The 20020-nt window shown below is 68.3% G+C and carries 18 protein-coding genes; 14 read left to right on the top strand and 4 right to left on the bottom strand.

Annotation, left to right across the window (positions count from 1 at the left end):
- Window positions 1-9: 9 nt before the first annotated feature.
- Window positions 10-534 carry a phage holin family protein gene (locus tag H0B43_RS15090; protein ID WP_185727185.1) on the bottom strand — a complete coding sequence of 175 codons (525 nt, stop codon included), beginning with the start codon at window positions 532-534 and terminating at the stop codon, window positions 10-12.
- Complete coding sequence (gene nhaA, locus H0B43_RS15085) at window positions 531-1766, bottom strand: Na+/H+ antiporter NhaA (RefSeq protein ID WP_185727186.1); 1236 nt, start codon at window positions 1764-1766, stop codon at window positions 531-533. The genes H0B43_RS15090 and nhaA overlap by 4 nt, the downstream gene beginning before the upstream one ends.
- Window positions 1767-1944: 178 nt before the next feature.
- On the opposite strand from nhaA, the gene H0B43_RS15080 reads away from it, so the two are divergent.
- A complete protein-coding gene (locus H0B43_RS15080; RefSeq protein ID WP_185727187.1) occupies window positions 1945-3330 on the top strand; it encodes an MFS transporter in 1386 nt (461 codons plus the stop codon).
- Between the two features lie 71 nt (window positions 3331-3401).
- The gene (locus H0B43_RS15075; RefSeq protein ID WP_185727188.1) at window positions 3402-5219 is read left to right on the top strand and encodes an adenylate/guanylate cyclase domain-containing protein; all 1818 of its coding nucleotides are present in this window, start codon (window positions 3402-3404) and stop codon (window positions 5217-5219) included.
- Between the two features lie 50 nt (window positions 5220-5269).
- On the opposite strand, the gene acs is transcribed toward H0B43_RS15075, so the two are convergent.
- The gene (gene acs, locus H0B43_RS15070) at window positions 5270-7234 is read right to left on the bottom strand and encodes an acetate--CoA ligase (RefSeq protein WP_185727189.1); all 1965 of its coding nucleotides are present in this window, start codon (window positions 7232-7234) and stop codon (window positions 5270-5272) included.
- A gap of 390 nt (window positions 7235-7624) precedes the next feature.
- On the opposite strand from acs, the gene H0B43_RS15065 reads away from it, so the two are divergent.
- Genes H0B43_RS15065 through H0B43_RS15045 form a run of 5 tightly spaced genes read left to right on the top strand, consistent with a single transcriptional unit; the run spans window position 7625 to window position 13699 of the window.
- Window positions 7625-9241 carry an ABC transporter substrate-binding protein gene (locus H0B43_RS15065; protein ID WP_185727190.1) on the top strand — a complete coding sequence of 539 codons (1617 nt, stop codon included), beginning with the start codon at window positions 7625-7627 and terminating at the stop codon, window positions 9239-9241.
- A gap of 38 nt (window positions 9242-9279) precedes the next feature.
- Window positions 9280-10206 carry an ABC transporter permease gene (locus H0B43_RS15060; protein ID WP_185727191.1) on the top strand — a complete coding sequence of 309 codons (927 nt, stop codon included), beginning with the start codon at window positions 9280-9282 and terminating at the stop codon, window positions 10204-10206.
- Complete coding sequence (locus H0B43_RS15055; protein ID WP_185727192.1) at window positions 10199-11176, top strand: ABC transporter permease; 978 nt, start codon at window positions 10199-10201, stop codon at window positions 11174-11176. Before H0B43_RS15060 ends, H0B43_RS15055 begins: the two co-directional genes overlap by 8 nt.
- A complete protein-coding gene (locus H0B43_RS15050) occupies window positions 11173-12918 on the top strand; it encodes an ABC transporter ATP-binding protein (protein WP_185727193.1) in 1746 nt (581 codons plus the stop codon). Before H0B43_RS15055 ends, H0B43_RS15050 begins: the two co-directional genes overlap by 4 nt.
- Window positions 12919-12949: 31 nt before the next feature.
- Window positions 12950-13699 carry an oxidoreductase gene (locus H0B43_RS15045; RefSeq protein ID WP_185727194.1) on the top strand — a complete coding sequence of 250 codons (750 nt, stop codon included), beginning with the start codon at window positions 12950-12952 and terminating at the stop codon, window positions 13697-13699.
- 414 nt (window positions 13700-14113) lie between these two features.
- Here the strand turns inward: H0B43_RS15045 and H0B43_RS15040 are convergent, their stop codons facing one another.
- A complete protein-coding gene (locus tag H0B43_RS15040; RefSeq protein WP_185727195.1) occupies window positions 14114-14950 on the bottom strand; it encodes an HAD-IB family hydrolase in 837 nt (278 codons plus the stop codon).
- A gap of 382 nt (window positions 14951-15332) precedes the next feature.
- On the opposite strand from H0B43_RS15040, the gene ssd reads away from it, so the two are divergent.
- The 7 genes from ssd to H0B43_RS15005 are packed head-to-tail and all read left to right on the top strand — an operon-like array spanning window position 15333 to window position 19995.
- Window positions 15333-16421, top strand: coding sequence for a septum site-determining protein Ssd (gene ssd, locus H0B43_RS15035; RefSeq protein WP_185727196.1), 1089 nt, complete (start codon window positions 15333-15335; stop codon window positions 16419-16421).
- Entirely contained in the window at window positions 16418-17620 is a 1203-nt protein-coding gene (locus H0B43_RS15030; protein ID WP_185727197.1) for a TadA family conjugal transfer-associated ATPase, read from the top strand. The genes ssd and H0B43_RS15030 overlap by 4 nt, the downstream gene beginning before the upstream one ends.
- Window positions 17617-18408 carry a type II secretion system F family protein gene (locus H0B43_RS15025; protein WP_185727198.1) on the top strand — a complete coding sequence of 264 codons (792 nt, stop codon included), beginning with the start codon at window positions 17617-17619 and terminating at the stop codon, window positions 18406-18408. The genes H0B43_RS15030 and H0B43_RS15025 overlap by 4 nt, the downstream gene beginning before the upstream one ends.
- Window positions 18405-18992, top strand: a complete 588-nt coding sequence (locus H0B43_RS15020; RefSeq protein WP_185727199.1) for a type II secretion system F family protein — start codon at window positions 18405-18407, stop codon at window positions 18990-18992. The genes H0B43_RS15025 and H0B43_RS15020 overlap by 4 nt, the downstream gene beginning before the upstream one ends.
- A gap of 57 nt (window positions 18993-19049) precedes the next feature.
- Entirely contained in the window at window positions 19050-19268 is a 219-nt protein-coding gene (locus H0B43_RS15015) for a DUF4244 domain-containing protein (protein ID WP_185727200.1), read from the top strand.
- Window positions 19268-19642 (top strand): TadE family type IV pilus minor pilin, encoded by a 375-nt coding sequence (locus tag H0B43_RS15010; RefSeq protein ID WP_185727201.1) that lies wholly within the window; start codon window positions 19268-19270, stop codon window positions 19640-19642. Before H0B43_RS15015 ends, H0B43_RS15010 begins: the two co-directional genes overlap by 1 nt.
- Window positions 19639-19995 (top strand): Rv3654c family TadE-like protein, encoded by a 357-nt coding sequence (locus tag H0B43_RS15005; RefSeq protein ID WP_185727202.1) that lies wholly within the window; start codon window positions 19639-19641, stop codon window positions 19993-19995. Before H0B43_RS15010 ends, H0B43_RS15005 begins: the two co-directional genes overlap by 4 nt.
- The last annotated feature ends 25 nt before the right edge of the window (window positions 19996-20020 follow it).

Raw genomic sequence — 20020 nt, 5'->3', positions numbered from 1 at the left:
CGGAGCGAATTACCGCGCGTGACGTCCGCTGGACGATGCGAGATGGGCTTCCGCATCCGAGTACGACGACGGAAGCACGGTCTTGGCCTGCTTCAGGGAGTCGATGGTCTTCTCGGGGGCGCGTAGCTTCCGCACCCGCAGGTAGCCGAGGAGGGCGAGTATCGCCGTCACCACGACCATGATCAGGAAGACGATCAGGAACGCGAGCCAGCGGGCGATCCACACGTCCAGGAGTTCGGCGAGGAAGAAGAAGAAGAAGAACGAGCTGAACAGCAGCACGGTGAACGCGAGGATGAAGAACAGGCTGCCCTGCAGGCCCTTCTTGACCTCGCCGGTGACCTCGGCCTTGGCGAGCTCGACTTCGGCGCGAACCAGGGTGGACACCTGCGCGGTCGCGTGCTTGACCAGAGTGCCGAGGCTCGCCTCGCCGGGCGTCTGGGCGTCCACGTCCGTCAGCGGGATCGACGACACCGTGTTCGGCACCCCGTCTCCCGTGTAACGCGGGCTGTCTCCCTTGCCGTGAGTGATGCTCACTTGTCGACCCCTCCAGGTAGCTCTTGCTCTTCCGAGTCATCATTTCGGGCCGCATGGACCCGACCGCGTCGCCACAGTAACGCTGATCCGATCAGCGACGCTGTCAACGATGTCACGAGCACCGCGACCTTAGCTATCTCGGCCGCGCTGCCGTCACCGATCCCCTCGAGCGCGAGATCCGCTACGAGAAGGCTAACGGTGAACCCGATCGCGCCGAGCACTGAGAGGGCAAACATGTCGCGGAACCCCAGTGCCCGCGGTTTCTTCGCGATGCCCAGGCGGATCGCGAGCCACGAGATCCCGAAGATCCCGACGGTCTTGCCGACGAGAAGTCCTGCGATCACGGCCTGGGAGACGGGGTTGGTGAATAGTTGCCCGAGGAGTTCGCTGTTCAGGGCCACCCCGGACGCGAAGAGGGCAAACAGGGGGACGCAGACGCCGGCCGACAGGGGCTGGATGCGGTGCTCGAGCCGTGCGCCGGGGGCCTCGTTCTCCCCGGGGTCGCGTCGCACGCGGGTGAGGAGGCCGAGGGCGACGCCGGCCAGCGTCGCGTGGATCCCGGCATCGTGCATGCAGTACCAGGTGAGCAGTGCGAGGGGGACGTAGAGCAGCGGCGTGGTGATGCGCCGGTGCTGGGCGAACGCGTAGACGGCCAGGCAGAGGGCGGCGCCGAGCAGCCACAGCAGGGCGATCGAGGTGGTGAACAGCACCGCGATCAGCACGATCGCGAGAAGGTCGTCGACGACGGCCAGGCTGAGCAGGAACACCCGGGCGCTCGCCGGGATGCGCGAACCGGTCAGTGCGAGCACTCCCAGTGCGAACGCGATGTCGGTGGCGACGGGGATCGCCCAGCCCCGATCCATGCCGGGAGTGCCTGCGCCGATCGTCGCGGCGATGATCGCGGGCACCACCACACCGCCGCAGGCCGCGATGATCGGGAGCAGGGCTCGCTTGCGGTCGGCGAGTTCGCCCACCACCAGTTCCCGCTTCAGTTCCAGGCCGGCGACGAAGAAGAAGATCGCGAGCAGTCCGTCCTGCGCCCACGTCCCGACCGTCAGGTGCAGGTGGAGTGCCGCGGGCCCGATCTGCCAGTCGCGGAGCGCGAAGTACGACTCCGAGACGGGGGAATTCGCCCACACGAGGGCGACGGCCGCGGCGGCGAGCAGGATCGACCCGCCGACGGTCTCGGTGCGGAGGTAGCGGGAGAGTTCGGAGCGAAGGGGCTGGGTCACGAGGATCGCTCGCTTTCGAGTTGTCGTCCGGGTACGGCAAATGCTCTGCCGACCAGACTTCCCGGCGCACCGAGGAGAGCTTATCCAATTTGCCAAGCGAAAGACATGAGGTGTTCAATTCCTAAGGAATGGACTCTCGTCCCAATAGTTGAAATAGCATCGTGCAGGAGTAAGTCGAGTGAGCAGTGCCGTCGATACGTCGAAGCCAGAACCGGACGACGGGACCACCGTCGCCGGCGTACCCAGAAGCCGGATCGTCGTCGCGAGCATGGTGGGGACGTCCATCGAGTTCTACGACTTCTACATCTATGCCACCGCGGCAGTGTCCGTGTTCCCACACCTGTTCTTCCCCAAGGGAAACGGCACCACCGCCCTGCTGGCGTCCCTCGCCACGTTCGGCCTCGCCTTCGTCGCCCGCCCGCTCGGGTCGATCCTGTTCGGCCACTTCGGTGACCGCATCGGGCGCAAGACGACGCTCGTCGGCTCACTCCTCACGATGGGCATCGCCACGTTCGTGATCGGCCTATTGCCGACGTACCACCAGATCGGCATCGTGGCGCCCGCCCTGCTGGCGTTGATGCGGTTCTGCCAGGGGCTCGGCCTCGGCGGCGAGTGGAGCGGTGCGGCGTTGCTCGCGACCGAGACCGCGCAGAAGGGCAAGCGGGCCTGGGCGGCGATGTGGCCGCAACTCGGCGCGCCCATCGGGTTCTTCCTCGCCAACGGCCTGTTCCTGATCATCACGCTGTTCCTCGACCACGACAACGGCAGCCCCGACCTGGACGGCGCGTTCCTCACCTGGGGCTGGCGTATCCCGTTCCTGCTCAGCGCGATCATGGTGATGATCGGTCTGTACGTGCGCCTGAAACTCGAGGAGACACCGGTGTTCGCCCGCGCCGTGGAGCGGGGCGAGAAGGTGAAGACCCCGCTGGCCGAGGTGTTCAAGACCAGCTGGCGTCAACTGGTCATCGGCACGTTCGTCATGCTCGCCACGTACACGCTGTTCTACATCATGACCACCTGGGTGCTCAGCTACGGCACCGGCAAGACCCCCGCCCAGGGCGGCACCGGAGCCGGGTTCCAGTACGCCGACTTCCTGGTGCTCCAGCTCGTCGCTGTCCTGTTCTTCGCGGGCGCCGTCCCCGTGTCGGGGTGGCTGGCCGACCGCTACGGTCGCCGCATCACGCTGCTGACGATCACCGCACTGATCATGGTGTTCGGCCTCACGTTCGGTGTGATGCTGAACCAGGAAGGGATGGGCAACGCCCGCATGCTGGCATTCCTCGCCATCGGAATGTTGTTGATGGGCATGACCTTCGGCCCGATGAGCGCGGTCCTGCCCGAGCTTTTCCCGACCAACGTGCGGTACACCGGTTCGGGGATCGCCTACAACACCGCCAGCATCCTGGGCGCCGCCGTGGCCCCGTTCATCGCCACTTGGCTGGCCACCACCTACGGCGTCGGCTGGGTGGGGATCTACCTGCTGATCGCCGCCGCGCTCACGTTCGTCGCTCTCCTCGTCATGCGGGAGACCCGCGACCAGTCGCTCGACGACGTAGGGGCGTAGCCCCCGTGCGCCTTTCTGGTTGCTCCAGCTACCAGAAAGGCGCACGAGCCCGAAGGGCCTATAGTTCTTGCATGGCGAAAGCCGTGCTGCTGTCCCGAAGGGCCCGGATCCGGCTGCCGACGCAGGATCTGTGGTCGTTTCTCGCCGATACCGACCGGCTCAATCGCAACATCGATCTGTCGCCGGTGCAGTTCGCGCCGACATTGGATCGACGCCGCAAGGGACACTTTTCGGCGGAGACCCGCTCGTACGGGCGGCGGGTGCGGTACGAGGAGTTTCCGTTCGAGTGGATCGAGGGCCGCTTCTATCAGGTCCTCCGCCGATTCTCGGGCGGACCGCTGACGGAGATCTCCACCGGTGTCCGGCTGCATCCGGCCGCCGACGACACCGAGGTCGAGGTGTTCGCGCGGATCGTTCCGCGGACGTGGTTCGGTGCGATTGTGGCGAGAACGCTGCTGGCGCGCACGGGTTTACGGAAGACGGTGGCGCTCGCACGCGCGTTGGAACTCCACGACCGCGATCCGCAGGCGCACCCCGTCCCCGCCCTGCCGCCCCCGGAGCGGCTGGACCTGGGCCGGTTGGAGGCCCGGACGGCGCAGTTGTCTCGATCGCACGACGGTCGGAACCTGATCGGGCACTTGGAGTCCCACTTGCGGACCGCCTCCGATCTGGAGGTGACGGGCATGCGCCCGTTCGAGTTGGCGGACCGCTGGGGTGCCGACCGCATGCAGGTGCTGTACGTCTTCCTCCACGCCGCGGACTGCGGTCTGCTGGACCTGAGCTGGAGTGTGCTGTGCCCGGTCTGCCGGACCGCCCGCGAGGACGCCGGCCGAATTCGACAGTTGCCGAGCCGCGTCCACTGCGACACCTGTGACATCGCCTTCGACACGGACCTCGCGAGGTCGGTGGAGATCCGCTTCGACGTCAACCCGGCCGTCCGCCGGGCGGAGCGGGCGCGCTACTGCATCGGTGGTCCGGCGAATTCACCGTCGGCGGTGGCTCAGTTGCGGCTCGAGCCGGGGGAGCGGTGGTCCGAGCGGCTCGACCTCGACGCGGGGTGGTTGCGGCTCCGGTGCTATCAGGTGGGCGCCCCGGTGGACTGCGACGTCGGCTCTTCCGGTGGAACGGTGCGGGTCGAGTGCGGGCCCGGTGAACTCCGGGTGCGGAGTTCACCCGACACCGGCGGGTCGATCCGCCTGGAGGTCGCCAACCGGCTCCCCGGTGAGGCGCTGGTGGTGGTCGAGCGGGAGCGGTGGAGGGATGCCGCGGCAACCGGTGCGCTCGTCACGTCGCTGGAGGGTTTCCAGGACCTGTTCCCGGATCAGGGGGTGGCCCCCGGCGACGAGATCGGGATCGCGAACCTGGCGGTGCTGTTCACGGATCTGAGTGGTTCGACCGCCTTGTACGAGCGCATCGGCGACGTCCGGGCGTTCGCGTTCGTGCAGAGCCATTTCCGGTACCTGCGGGAGGCGGTGGTGCGGGCGAACGGCGGCGTCGTGAAGCAGATGGGCGACGCGGTCATGGCGACGTTCGCGGCCGCGACGGAGGCCTGGGCGGCGGCCTCCTCGATGCAGTCCGGCTGGGACGACTTCCGCCGCGAGCACCTGGGTGCGGACCACTCGGTGGCGCTGAAGGTCGGGCTGCACCAGGGGCCTGCGGTGATGATCGACAACGACGGCAGCGTCGACTATTTCGGCGCGACCGTCAATCTCGCAGCGCGGGTGCAGGGGTGTGCGAACGGCGGCGACATCGTTCTGTCGCGGGCCGTGCACGACGACCCTGAGGTGGGTGCCCTGCTCGCGGTGTCGGACTACCGGTGCGACGTGTTCACTGCAGGTCTGAAGGGGATCGACGAGGAGCAGACGCTGTGGCGGCTGCGCCGCCCGTGAGTGGATGAGGGGTGCAAGGACTCGTCAACCACTCACGGGGGCGGAGCGACCTACTTGCCGCGGATGGCGTCGAAGACCTTGGGGTCGACGAGGGTGGAGGTGTCGCCGAGGTCGCGGCCTTCGGCGATGTCCTTGAGCAGGCGCCGCATGATCTTGCCGGAGCGGGTCTTGGGGAGTTCGGGGACGATGGTGATCTGGCGGGGCTTGGCGATCGGGCTGATCTCCCGGGACACCTCGGCCTTGAGTTCGGCGATGAGGGTGTCGCCGGTGTTTTCGACGCCTTCGCGGAGGATGACGAACGCGACGATGCCCTGGCCGGTGGTCTCGTCGGCGGCGCCGACGACGGCGGCCTCGGCGACGCCGTGGTGTCCGACGAGGGCGGATTCGACCTCGGAGGTGGAGATGCGGTGCCCGGAGACGTTCATGACGTCGTCGACGCGGCCGAGGACCCAGAGGGCGCCGTCGTCGTCGTATTTGGCGCCGTCGCCGGCGAAGTACCAGCCCTGCTCGGGGTAGCGCGACCAGTAGGTCTCGCGGTAGCGGTCCATGTCGCCCCAGATGCCGCGGAGCATCGCCGGCCACGGCTTGTCGAGCACGAGGTAGCCGGAGCCGCCGGCGCCGAGTTCGGTGGCGTCGTCGTCGACGATCTTCGCGGAGATGCCGGGCAGCGGGGCCATCGCGGAGCCGGGTTTGGTGGCGGTGATGCCGGGCAGCGGGGAGATCATGATCGCGCCGGTCTCGGTCTGCCACCAGGTGTCGACGATCGGGGCCTGGTTTCCGCCGATCACCTCGCGGAACCACTTCCAGGCCTCGGGGTTGATCGGTTCGCCGACGGAGCCGAGGAGCCGGATCGAGGACAGGTCGTGGGCGTCGGGGATCTCGCGGCCCCACTTCATGAACGTGCGCACCAGGGTGGGTGCGGTGTAGTAGATGCTGACGCCGTACTTCTCGATGATCTGGAAGTGGCGGTGCTCGTCGGGGGAGTTGGGGGTGCCCTCGTAGACCACCTGGGTGACACCGTTGGACAGCGGCCCGTAGACGATGTAGGAGTGGCCGGTGACCCAGCCGATGTCGGCGGTGCACCAGTACACGTCCTGGCCCGCCTTGTGGTCGAAGACGTTGTGGTGGGTGTACGAGGCCTGGGTGAGGTAACCGCCGGAGGTGTGGATGATGCCCTTGGGCTTTCCGGTGGTGCCGGAGGTGTAGAGGATGAACAGTGGGTGCTCGGCGTCGAACGGGGCCGCGGTGTGGGTGCCGGACGCCTTCTCGACGGTCTCGTGCCACCACAGGTCCCGGCCGTCGGCGGTGTCGACGTCGATGCCGGTGCGTTTGACGACGAGCACGTGCTCGACGGACTTCGCCCCGTCCACCGCCTCGTCGACGGCGGGCTTGAGGGGTGCGGCCTGGCCGCGGCGCCACTGGCCGTCGACGGTGACGACGAGTTTGGCTTCGGCGTCGTCGATGCGGGAGCGCAGTGCGCTGGCGGAGAATCCGGCGAAGACCACGGAGTGGGTCAGGCCGAGGCGGGCGCAGGCGAGCATGGTGACGATGGCCTCGGGGATCATCGGCATGTAGATGGCGACGCGGTCGCCGGCGACGAGTCCGAGGTCGGTGAAGGTGTTGGCGGCCTTGCTGACTTCGGTGAGCAGGTCGTTGTAGGTGAGGTCGCGGGTGTCGCCCGGTTCGCCTTCGAAGTGGATGGCGACGCGGTCGCCGTTGCCGGCGAGGACGTGGCGGTCGACGCAGTTGTAGGCGACGTTGAGTTCGCCGCCGACGAACCATTTCGCCACGGGGGCGTCGGACCAGTCGAGTACCTCGGAGAACGGGGTGTGCCAGTGCAGGCGTTCGGCCTGCGCCGCCCAGAACGCGAGGCGGTCCTCGTCGGCGGCGGCCTGGAGTTCGGGGCCGGCGTTGGCGGTCTCGGTGAACGCCGGGCTCGGCGGGTACACCTGCGGGACGGCGTCAGACTGTTCCGACTTCTCCGTCGCTCCGCTCGCCTGTGCTGCACTGGTCATTGTCGCCCGGCCTTCTTTCCAGTCTCGAATTCGGCACTTCTAGCACGTGTGAGGGTAGTCACAAGGGCTGCGGTGCGCACCGTTGCACAGGGTTGCATGCCCCTGTTCTGCGACGATCGGTCGAATAGGCGCGACGGACGGCTGTCGGAGGCGACGAGCGGGAAGCTCAGGTCCCGCGATGTTTCGATCGGATGCCGATTGGACGAGTTTCCTCCGACGGGCTACACGGATCGGAACCCTGACTTATCGTCAACCCATTATCCGGCCGGGCTCGGGAGGTTGATCATCCGCTTGACGGTCGCCTCGTCCGCCCCGTCGCCCTTCGACGGAGGCGCTGGTCCGGGCTGTGCCTGCCACTGCTCGGAACCACGCAGATCTGGGAGGATCGCTTTGCGCATCACACGTGTGGCCACCGCCGTTCTGGCGGTGGGCCTGGCGGCAGGGATGCTGTCCGCCTGCTCGTCCGGCGATTCCACGAGCGGCGGTGGCAGCGGCATTGTCAACGCATGGGCGAGTGAGCCGCAGAACCCGTTGGTTCCCACCAATACCAGCGAGAATCAGGGTGGCCGCGTCGTCGATTCCGTGTTCGCGGGTCTCGTTTCCTACAACGCCGACGGCGGGGTCGAGAACGAGGTCGCCGAGTCCATCGAGACCACCGACGGCAAGAACTTCACCGTGAAGCTGAAGGACGGCTGGACGTTCACCGACGGCACCCCGGTCACCGCCGCCTCCTTCGTCGACGCCTGGAACTACGGCGCGTTGTCGACGAACGCACAGATCCAGGCATCCTTCTTCGACCCGATCCAGGGCTACGACGAGGTGGCGGCCGAGAACCCGACCGCGCAAACCATGTCGGGCCTGAAGGTGGTCGACGACTCCACGTTCACCATCGAACTCAAGCAACCCGAGGCGGCGTTCCCGGACCGTCTCGGGTTCGCCGCCTACTACCCGCTGCCGGCGGTGGCGTACAAGGACATGGCCGCGTTCGGGAAAAATCCGGTCGGCAACGGCCCGTACATGATGTCCGGCCCCGATGCCTGGCAGCACAACGTCCGGATCGACACGGTCGCGAACCCCGACTACACCGGCAACCGCAAACCGAAGAACGCCGGCGTCGACTTCGTCATGTACAACAGCCTCGACACCGCCTACACGGATCTGCTCGCGGGCAACGTCGACGTCCTCGATCAGGTGCCGCCGAGCGCGGTCACCACGTTCGAGACCGACCTGCCGGGCCGCACCGTGAACCAGCCGTCCGCGACCATCGAGACGTTCACGATCCCGGGCCGTCTGCCGCACTTCAGCGGCGAGGAGGGCACGCTGCGCCGCCAGGCCATCTCCATGTCGATCAACCGCGACCAGATCACCCGGCAGATCTACAACAACACCCGCACCCCGGCCCTCGACTTCACCAGTCCCGCGATCGAGGGCTGGTCGGATTCGCTGGCCGGCAACGGCAACCTGAAGTACGACCCGGAGGCGGCGAAGCGGCTGTGGGCGCAGGCCGACGCCATCGCCCCGTGGTCGGGCAGTTTCGAGATCGCGTACAACGGCGACGGCGGGCACAAGGAATGGGTGGACGCCACCGCCAACAACATTCGCAACACGCTCGGTATCGACGCGAAGGGCAAGGAGTACCCCACGTTCGCGCAGATCCGCACCGAGGCCACCAACCGGACCATCCCCAGCGCATTCCGTTCGGGATGGCAGGGCGACTACCCGCAGCAGTACGGTTTCCTCGCGCAGAACTACCAGACCGGCGGCAGTTCCAACGACGGCGACTACTCGAACCCCGAATTCGATCGGCTGCTACGCGCCTCCGCGGGTGAGGTGGATCCCGGCAAGGCGCAGGACCTGTTGAATCAGGCACAGGAGGTTCTGCTGCGCGATCTGCCCGCCGTCCCGATGTGGTATCGCAACGCCGCCAGCGGCTGGTCGGAGAACGTCTCGAACGTGACCATCGACTGGAAGGGCATCCCGATGTACTCCGACATCGAGAAGAACTGACGCGCAGGAGTTCTCTGCGACGAAGAGGAGGTGATCCGATGCTCTGGTACGTCGGTCGCCGGTTGCTCCAGATGATCCCCGTGTTTCTCGGTGCCACGTTCCTGATCTACGCGATGGTGTTCCTACTGCCCGGCGACCCGATCGCCGCGCTGGCCGGCGACAAGGCGCTCAGCCCCGCGGTGGCGGCACAGCTGCGTGCCCGGTACCACCTCGACGAGCCCTTCCTGACGCAGTATCTCCTGTATTTGAAGGGCATCTTCACCCTCGACTTCGGCGTGTCCTTCTCAGGTCGGCCCGTCAGTGAAGTTTTGGCGCAGGCCTTTCCGATCACCATCAAGCTGTCGCTGATGGCGCTCGCGATCGAGGGGATCTTCGGGATCGGCTTCGGACTGTTCGCCGGGCTCCGCAAGGGTGGCATCTTCGACAGTTCCGTCCTCCTCGTCAGCCTGGTGATCATCGCCATCCCGATCTTCGTCATCGGTTTCCTCGCCCAATTCTTCATCGGCGTGAAATGGGGGTGGGTGCCGCCGACGGTCGGCGGCAACACGAGTTTCAAGAATCTGCTGTTGCCGGCCTTCGTGCTGGGTTCGGTGTCGTTCGCGTACGTTCTCCGGCTCACCCGGACGTCGGTTGCGGAGAACCTGACGGCGGACTACGTGAGAACTGCGACCGCCAAGGGGCTTTCACGTCGTCGCGTCGTGCAGGTGCACGTGCTGCGCAACTCGCTGATCCCGGTGGTCACGTTCCTCGGCGCGGATCTCGCCACCCTGATGGGCGGCGCGATCGTCACCGAGGGCATCTTCAACATCAACGGGGTGGGCGGCACGATCTATCAGGCGGTCACCCGCGGTGAGGCGCCGACGGTCGTGTCGTTCGTGACGGTGCTGATCGTCATTTATCTGATCGCCAACCTGGTCGTCGACCTCCTGTACGCCGCGCTCGACCCGAGGATCCGCTATGTCTGAGAAATTGGAGAGGGACGAGTCCGCCTCGCGGGGCGACCGGAAGACGCGTCAGGCACATTTCGTCGCGCCCGAAGAAGTGGCGGCGCCGGGGGAGGTCGACGCCGTTCACATCGACCAGCCGCCGACGAGCATATGGTCGGATGCGTGGCGGGACCTTCGGAAACGCCCGCTGTTCCTGGTGGCCACCGTGATCATCGTCGTGGTGATCGTCGTGGCCGCTTTTCCGTCCCTGTTCACCAGCACGGACCCCAGGTTCTGCGACCTGGAGTTCAGCATGCAGGGACCGTCGGCGGGCCACTGGTTCGGGTTCGACAAGCAGGGCTGCGACATCTATTCCCGCACGATCTACGGGGCCAGGGCGTCGGTGCTGGTGGGTGTCGGTGTCACGTCCATGGTGCTCGTCGTGGGTGTGGTGTTCGGTGCGGTCGCGGGGTTCTACGGCGGCTGGGCGGACTCGCTGCTGTCGCGGGTGGCCGACATCTTCTTCGGCATCCCGCTCATCCTGGCTGCGATCGTTCTGATGCAGCTGTTCGCCCATCGCACCATCTGGACGTTGATCGTCGTTCTCGCCCTGTTCGGCTGGCCGCAGATGGCGAGAATTGCTCGCGGCGCGGTGATCTCGGCGAAGAACAACGACTACGTGATGGCGTCGCGGGCGCTGGGAGTCTCGAATGTGCGCACTCTCGTCCGGCACGTGCTGCCGAACTCGCTGGCCCCGATCATCGTGATCGCGACCATCTCGCTCGGCATCTACATCGTGGCGGAGGCGACGCTGTCGTTCCTCGGCATCGGTCTGCCGTCCACGGAGATCTCGTGGGGCGGCGACATCAGCACCGCGCAGGTCACGCTGCGTCAGGGTTCGCCGATCCTGTTCTACCCGGCAACCGCGCTGGCCGTCACGGTGCTCGGTTTCATCATGATGGGCGACGCGCTCCGGGACGCGCTCGATCCCAAGGCGAGGAAGAGGTGAGCGCGATGTCGACGAACGATTCGGCCCGGCCGCAGAGTTCGTCCGAAGAAATTCCCCTGCTCGAGATCCAGGACCTGGAGGTGTCGTTCCGCTCCCATTCCGGGCTCGTGCCCGCGGTGCGCGGTGTCAGCCTCACGGTGTATCCGGGGCAGACGGTGGCGATCGTCGGTGAATCCGGGTCGGGCAAGTCGACCACCGCGCACGCGATCATCAACCTGCTGCCGGGGACGGGACAGGTGACCGGCGGGCGGATTCTCTTCGCGGGTCAGGATCTGGCGGAGGCGCCCGAGCGCGACTTCGTCGCCTTGCGAGGACGGAAGATCGGGCTCGTCCCGCAGGATCCGATGTCGAACCTCAACCCGGTGTGGAAGGTCGGGTTCCAGATCGAGGAGGCGTTGGAAGCCAACGGGATCGCGAAGGGCAAGGCCGCGAAGGCGCGCGCCGCCGAGCTGCTCGAGGAGGCGGGGCTGGCCGACGCCGAGAGCCGCCTCGGCCAGTATCCACATGAGTTCTCCGGGGGCATGCGGCAGCGGGCGCTCATCGCGATCGGGCTCTCGGCCCGGCCGCAGTTGCTGATCGCGGACGAGCCCACGTCGGCGCTCGACGTCACGGTCCAACGTCAGATCCTCGACCATCTCGACGGTCTCACCAACGAACTCGGCACCGCGGTGCTGCTCATCACCCACGACCTCGGGCTCGCCGCCGAACGCGCCGAGCACCTGATCGTCATGAGCAAGGGACGGGTCGTCGAGGCGGGTCCGGCGCTGGAGATCCTGCAGCGCCCGCGCCACCCGTACACCCGGAAGCTGGTGGCGGCCGCTCCGTCGCTCGCGTCGCAGCGCCGGAGTTCCGCACTGGCCCGAGCGGACATCCGGGAGCATGCCCTCGAGGTGGTGGGGGAGGCCGAACAACACGGCGAGATCGGCGTCGAGTTCGGCAAGGCCACCGACGACGTGGTCGTGGCCACCGGACTGACCAAGGTGTTCAAGATCCGCCACGGGCTGCGCAAGTCCACCGACTTCACCGCCGTCGACGACGTCTCCTTCGCGGTCCGGCGCGGGACGACCACGGCCATCGTCGGCGAGTCGGGGTCCGGCAAGTCGACGGTCGCGCAGATGGTCCTCGGCCTTCTCGCTCCCACGTCGGGGAATGTCGTGTTCGACGGCACGGACGTCGCGACGCTGGATCGTCGCGAGACGCTGGCGTTCCGGCGCCGGGTTCAGCCGATCTTCCAGAATCCGTACGGCACCCTCGACCCGATGTACTCGATCTTCCGCACCGTCGAGGAGCCGCTGCGCACCCACAAGGTGGGGAGCAAGGCGGAGCGGGAGGCGCGGGTCCGGGACCTGCTGGACAAGGTCGCACTGCCGCCGTCGGTGATGCGGAGGTTCCCGAACGAGCTGTCGGGCGGACAGCGACAGCGGGTGGCGATCGCGCGGGCGCTGGCGCTGCAACCGGAGATGGTGGTGTGCGACGAGGCGGTGTCGGCGCTCGACGTGCTGGTCCAGGACCAGATCCTCACCCTGCTGAACGACCTTCAGGCGGAGCTGGGGCTGACCTACCTGTTCATCACCCATGACCTGGCCGTGGTCCGGCAGATCGCCGACGACGTGCTCGTCATGTCCGCGGGTGCGATCGTGGAGAAGGCCACGACGGACGAGGTGTTCGACTCCCCGCAGGAGGACTACACGCGGAAGTTGCTGGACGCGATCCCGGGCGGATCGATCCGGCTCGGCGCCTGACCCGGGACGGCGCCGGGTAGCGTTCCGATACGTGAGCGACCCGTTGCAGCCCCTCGTCGACCTTCTCGGTGTCCGCGACGCCGCGGACCGTGCGCGCGACGCGCTCGGCGCGGTTCACCGGCACAAGACCAACCGCCGCGGCTGGCCGACCACCGCGGCCGAGGCGGCGGTCCGTGCGGCCCGCGCCTCGGCGTCGCTGGACGGGGGGAGCACCGAACTGCCCGCTCCCGGAGTGGCCGGCGACCCGATTCTGTCGGGGGCACTCCGAGTCGGGCAGGCCCTCGATGGTGACGCACTCACCCTGCTGCAGTCCACGTGGCAGCGGGCTCCCCTGCAGGCGCTCGCGCGGTTGCACCTGCTGGCCGCGGCCGACCTGGTGGACGATCAGGAATTGCTGGGAAGGCCGCGTGCCGCGTCCGGCGTGGGAGAGCGGCTCGACGGTCTCGCCCAGCTCGTGACGGGCGGAACGGATGCGCCCGCACCGGTCCTGGCGGCCGTGGTGCACGGGGAACTGTTGACGCTGAGGCCGTTCGGGGTCGGCGACGGCATCGTCGCCCGCGCCGCGTCGCGTCTGGTTGCGGTGTCGAGCGGGCTCGATCCCCACAATCTCGGGGTCCCGGAGGTCAGTTGGTTGCGCCGGCAGCAGGCGTACCGCAACGGGGCTGCCGCATTCGCGTCGGGTGAGCCGGCGGGGGTCGGGAGCTGGGTGATCCTCTGCTGCGGCGCACTCGAGGCGGGAGCGCGCGAGGCCATGTCCATCGCGGACGCCGCGGCCGGTTAGCTCGAATCCATTGCGCCGCAACGGAACCCCGAACATGTGAAACGGGCGGCGCTGCCGACTGCTGTCGACTTCGCCGCCCGCTAGCACGGACAACCGGTTACCAAGCGTGCAAAGGTGGGTTGTGTGGGTGGCCTCGGCGAGAGTCCGAATATCGTCGGGTCGTCCTTGCAACCTGTGCAGGGTCCTTGCCGGTGAAGACTCGAGTCTCGCAGGCCCACAACGCTTCTGCCCTTATAGTGGCTTATGCTTCGCGTGGGTACCTAGTGCCCGTGCTGGGAATCCTGGTCGGGAGATCGATCCTTCTCTTCTGGGTCGACCTTGGCCTTCCGTTCTTCCGTAACTCCTTTGTACCCCGTGACCCCCCTCACAGCAAGTATCAAATTCGGTTTGTGACCGTGTCGCGGGTTGCGGCATTCAGCGCTTGCGGCGCAACACTCCATAAGTGAAAGCGCCCGCGACCAGCGCCCCGACGCTCACCGCCGCCGTGGTTGCCACGGTGGCGGCGGACGGCGACTGGAGGCGGGCCCGGAGGGACACCGGATTCGAGAAAGTCAATATGGGCCAACCGTTTCCGGCTGCCGCCTTCCGGAGGGCGCGGTCCGGATTGACCGCCGTCGGGTGTCCGACAGCCGTCAGCATGGGGAGGTCGGTCACCGAATCGGAGTAGGCGTAGCATGCGGACAGGTCGTAGTGGTATTCGTCGGCGATTTCCTGTATCGCTTCCACTTTGCCCTCGCCGTAGCAGTAGAACTCCACCTCGCCCGTGTACAGCCCGTCCGCGACCGCCATCCGGGTGGCGGTGCTGTGCGTCGCCCCCAGCGCGTCGGCGATCGGCGACACCACCTCCTCGCCCGACGCGGAGACCACGATGACGTCATGACCCCGCAGCTTGTGGTCCGCGATGAGATCTGCCGCCTCGGCGAACACCAGGGGGTCCACGATGTCGTGGAGAGTCTCGGCGACTACCGATCGCACCTGTTCCACGTTCCAGCCCGCGCACATGCTCGTGAGGTAGGCGCGCATCCGCTCCATCTGATCGTGGTCGGCGCCCGACAGCAGGAAGAGGAATTGCGCGTAGCTGCTCTTGAGGACCGATCGCCGGTTGATCAGCCCCTGGTCGAAGAACGGTTTGCTGAAGGCGAGCGTGCTGGATTTCGCGATGATCGTCTTGTCGAGGTCGAAGAATGCGGCAACCCGACCCGTCTCGGTGTGTCGACCTGTCTTGGCACTTCTCTGTGGCTTCGCGGTCACAATTCCCAAGGATATGCGGACTTCGGCCCTGGGCGGGTGTTCGAGCGAAGGGCGCGGGTGCGCAGTTTCCGGTGCCCTCGACACGGTAAAACCCTTGAACAGTTGAACTTGCAAATACTGATCTGGGGAGGTGTAGTATTGCTGATGTCCGGATTTGATCCGGACGATGTTCAGCCCGACCCCCCGGGGCTGAACACTGACGACCCTCGCCTCCTCCCCCCCTGGCGAGGGTCGTCCTCTGTGTGCGGCAGGTTATTTGCGCCGCGATCCTCACTGTTCGCGAATTGGTGCGTCCGTACCAGTTTCTATCCACAGCCCAGAAGTTGTCCACAGATCGTGCCGGGCGCGTCCAGCGGACCTCCGCGGCAGGCACGCTCACTGCATGGACGCAGAAGGCGGGGGCGAAGTGCTGGTTCTGGTCGACGATCCGGCGCTGCTGCACAGCATCAGGCGCGTGGCCGCGGCGGCAGACCGAGCGGTCGACGAAGTCGACGTCGCCGGCGCCCGGCCCGTATGGGGCACCGCCCCGATCGTCGTACTCGACGCCCGGGCGGCCGCGGCGTGCCGCAACCGGCTTCCCCGCCGACGCGGGGTGGTCCTGCTGTGCGACGGACCGCCCGGCATCGACGAGTGGCGAATCGCCACCGCTGTCGGAGCGGAGCACGTGCTGGCGGTGCCCGACGACGAGTCGGCGCTCGTCGCCGTTCTCGGAGAGCAACCCCAGCGGCCCGACGCGGACGGCACCGTCCTCGCGGTCGTGGGCGGATGCGGCGGTGCGGGAACGTCCACACTGGCGGCCGCGACGGCACTCGCCGGCGCGTCACGACCGCAGTCCACGCTGCTGGTCGAGACCGACGCCTGGGGTTCCGGCCTCGACGTCCTGCTGGGAATCGAAGACGCGCCCGGACTGCGGTGGTCGGGTCTGTCGATCGAGGGCGGCCGAATCTCTTCCGGCGCGCTCAGGGATGCACTCCCCGCGCACGGCGAGCACGTGCGGGTTCTCGCCTGCAGCAGGAAGGGCACCGGCGGCGCGGGCCCCACGGCGGCCGCGGTGCGTGCGGTCGCCGACGCGGGCCGCCACGCCGGCGATCTGGTCGTGTGCGACGTGTCGCGATTTCCCGGACCTGTTACGGAAACAATCGTCGACATCGCGGATCTGGTGGTTCTCCTCGTGCCCGCCACCGTCCGCGCCTGCATCGCCGCGGGCAAGGTGTCGCAGTGGATCACCGAGCGAAACCCCAACCAGGGATTGGTGGTTCGCGGACCGGCGCCGGGCGGACTCCGCGGCGTCGATGTCGCGGCAGTACTCGACCTGCCGCTGATCGCGTCGATGCGGGCGGAGCGCACACTCACCGGAATGCTCGAACACGGTGGGCTGAGGCCGGGTCGGCGGTCGCCGCTGGGGGCCGCGGCCGACGCCGTCCTCGACACGCTCGGCAACAGGCCGCGGTCGCGGGAGTGGGCGGCATGAGTTCGCTCGTCACGCCCGATCTTCTCGACCGGGTCCGCGAACGTCTCACGCAGACGTCGGGCGAACCGACGCCGGCGACGGTCGCGGCGGCCATCCGCACGGAGTCGGGTGGCGTGCTCGGCGACACGGACCTGCTGGGTGCGCTGCGGGTGCTCATGACCGAACTCACCGGTGCGGGCCCCCTCGAGTCGTTGCTGACCGAATCCGGTGTCGCGGACGTACTCGTCACCGCGCCCGATCAAGTGTGGGTCGATCGGGGCCGTGGGCTCGAGCGCACCGCTGTCCGATTCGCCGACGAGGCCGCGGTGCGCCGCCTCGCGCAACGCCTCGCGTTGTCCGCGGGACGCCGCCTCGACGACGCACAACCGTGGGTCGACGGAAGGCTGCGGGGCGTCGGAAACGGTTCGTTCGGAGTGCGGCTGCACGCGGTTCTCGCTCCGGTGGCTCAAGGTGGCACCTGTCTGTCGCTGCGAGTGCTGCGCCCGGCCACCCAGGGGCTCGGGGCGCTCGTCGCGGGCGGTGCCGTCACCGAGGCCGCCCACGAACTGCTGGCGTCGATCGTGCACGCACGGCTCGCCTTCCTGGTCACCGGGGGCACCGGCGCGGGCAAGACCACGCTGCTGGCCGCACTGCTCGGGGCGGTCGATCCCGCGGAACGGATCGTGTGCGTGGAGGATGCCGCCGAGTTGGCGCCGACGCACCCGCACGTGGTCCGGCTGGTGGCCCGGGCCCCCAACGTCGAGGGCGTGGGTGAGGTGACCGTCCGGGACCTCGTCCGTCAATCCCTGCGGATGCGCCCCGACCGGATCGTCGTGGGTGAGGTGCGGGGCGCCGAGGTGGTCGACCTGCTGACGGCGCTCAACACGGGTCACGACGGCGGGGCCGGAACGGTGCACGCCAATTCACCGGAGGAGGTCCCGGCCAGGCTCGAAGCGCTTGCGGCGCTGGGCGGAATGGATCGGGCGGCGCTGCACAGTCAGCTGGCCGCGGCGGTGCAGGTGATCCTGCACGTCCACCGGTCCTCGGGAGGCTCGCGGCGGCTGACGCAGATCGGCGTCGTCACGCGCGACGCGCACGGGCACGTCACCATCGTTCCCGCCTGGAGTTCGGACTCGGGTGCGGGTCCGGCGGTGGACCGACTCCGCGAGTTGTGCACTCGGCGTGGACCGGTGGACGCGGAGGAGGGGGGACCGTCGTGATCGCAGCTCTGGTGGTGCTCGCCTGCGCGGTGCTGGCGGTGCCGTCGTCGAGGTCGCGGCCTCGGTTGCTCGCGATCACGGGCAGCGACGGAGGGCGCAGGCGGTTACGCGTGCAGTGGGCGGTTCCGGCGGCGCTCGCCGGCATCCCGGTGGTCTACGGCGTGGGCGGACCGTACGCTGTTGCCGCCGCCGTGATCGTCTGCGCGACAGCGAGATTCAGGGTGTCGCAGCGCAGTACGGGGCGCGCCAAGGACGCCGAGTTGCGGGTCGTCCTCGCGAGTCTCGAGGTGGTGACGGCGGAACTCCGCGTCGGCGCCCACCCGGCCGCGGCATGCGAGACGGCGGCCGACGAATCGGCGGGCAGTGTGTCGGCGGCGTTCCGCGCCGCGTCGGCGCGCTCACGCCTCGGAGGATCGGCGGCCGAGGGGTTCCGGATCGCGGACTCCCGGGTCGGCACCGAGCTGGGGCGGATCGCCGACATCTGGGCGGTCGCCGAGGCGCACGGTCTCGCGCTGGCCGAACTGCTCGAGGCAGCCCGCGCGGACCTGCTGGGACGCAGTCGCTTCCGCCAGCGAACCGAGGCGGCGCTGGCCGGCGCGAGGGCGACCGCGACGGTTCTGGCCGGGCTGCCGCTCCTCGGTGTCGGACTCGGGCAGATGATGGGTGCGTCCCCGCTGGACGTGCTGTTCGGCGGCGGGCTGGGCGGAATCCTGCTGCTCCTCGGGGCAGGTCTGGTGTGTGCGGGACTGTTGTGGACCGACCGGATCACCGGACGCGTGACCGGATGATCTGGTGTGCGGTACTCCTTCTCGCCTGCGCCGTGCTCGTCCTTCCCGGACCGCGATCGCCGGCGCAGCGGTTGCGCGATAGCTACGCGGTCCCGGGTGATACCGGAACCGTGGTGGACGACGGCACGGGCCGCGCAGACCCGCTCGCCGTCGCGGCCACGTTCGATCTGCTGGCGGCCTGTCTGCGCGCGGGACTTCCGGTGGCGACCGCGGCGCTGGCGGTGTCGCCATCGGCACCGGCGCCGCTGTCGGAATCACTCCGCCGCGCCGCGGACCTGCTGTCGCTGGGAGCGGACGCCCCGACCGCGTGGGAGGCGGCCGCGTCGGACCCGGCCACCGAATCGCTCGCCCGCATGGCGCGCCGCTCGGCCCGTTCGGGTTCGTCGCTCGCGGGCTCCATGACGGAACTCGCCGCCGACGGTCGCATCCAGGTCGAGCACCTCGCGGCGGCGTCGGCCGAACGAGCGGGCGTGCTCATCAGCGGTCCGCTCGGGCTGTGCTTCCTGCCCGCGTTCATCTGTCTGGGGATCATCCCGGTCGTGGTCGGGCTGGCCTCGCGCGTGCTCGACGGCGGGCTGTTGTGACAAGTCGACACTTCCGGCGCAGAACCGCTGCTCCGGCACTTGAGAAGGGGGAACATCATGAAGCACGGAATCCGGGCCTTGGCGGGAATTCGGGAACTGACCAACCGCGTGACGCTGCTCGCGGTGGACGAGGACGGCATGTCGACCGCCGAATACGCCATCGGCACCATCGCGGCCGCGGCATTCGGGGCCGTGCTGTATTCGGTCGTCACCGGCGACAGCATCGTCACGGCCCTCACGAACATCATCGACAAAGCGTTGAACACCGCGGTGTGATGAGTTCCGCCAGGGACCTGCGCCGGTCCGAGGCCGGCGGCGTCACCGTGGAGGCGGCGATTGCGATCGCGTCGATCGTGGCGGTGATCGTGCTGTGTGTCGGCGCGATCACCGCGGCCACCTTGCACGTCCGGTGTGTCGATTCGGCTCGTGAGGCCGCTCGGCTCGCCGCGCGTGGAGATCGCGAGTCGGCGGTCTCCACGGCGGCGAAGGTTGCCCCCGGCGGCGCCGATGTGGAGATCCGGACCGAGGGGGAGTTCGTCGTCGCCACCGTGCGGGTGCACAGCCCTCTCCTTCCTCTCGTGAACATCTCCGCGGAAGCGGTGGCCGCCCTGGAGCCGACGGTGCCGGGGTGGAGTGGGGGTGGGCGGTGAGGTCGGGGATGTCCGACGAGCGCGGTGCTGCGACGGTGCTGGCATGTTGTGCGCTCGCGGCGCTGGTGGTGGTCACGGCGATGCTGGTCCACATCGGCTCCGCGGTGTCCGTGCGGCATCGCGCGCAGTCGGCGGCGGATCTGGCTGCTCTCGCCGCCGCGGTCGGGCTCGACCGTGGCACCGCCGCGGCGTGCGCTGCGGCCCAGGAGATCGCGGGCCGAATGCACACCCGACTGGTGTCCTGCGCGGTCGAGAGTTGGGATGTCGAGGTCACGGTCACCGCCCCGGTGCTCCTGTCGTCGCTCGGTGTGCGGGATGCCCGGGCGGTCGCGCGGGCAGGTCCCGTGGAGTGAGGCCCGGGGCGGAGGGCCGGTGGCC

The organism is Rhodococcus sp. 4CII (genome assembly GCF_014256275.1).
Taxonomy (GTDB): domain Bacteria; phylum Actinomycetota; class Actinomycetes; order Mycobacteriales; family Mycobacteriaceae; genus Rhodococcus_F; species Rhodococcus_F wratislaviensis_A.
Note: the sequence above shows the minus strand (reverse complement) of the source record. Positions and strands in the feature narration are given on the sequence as shown.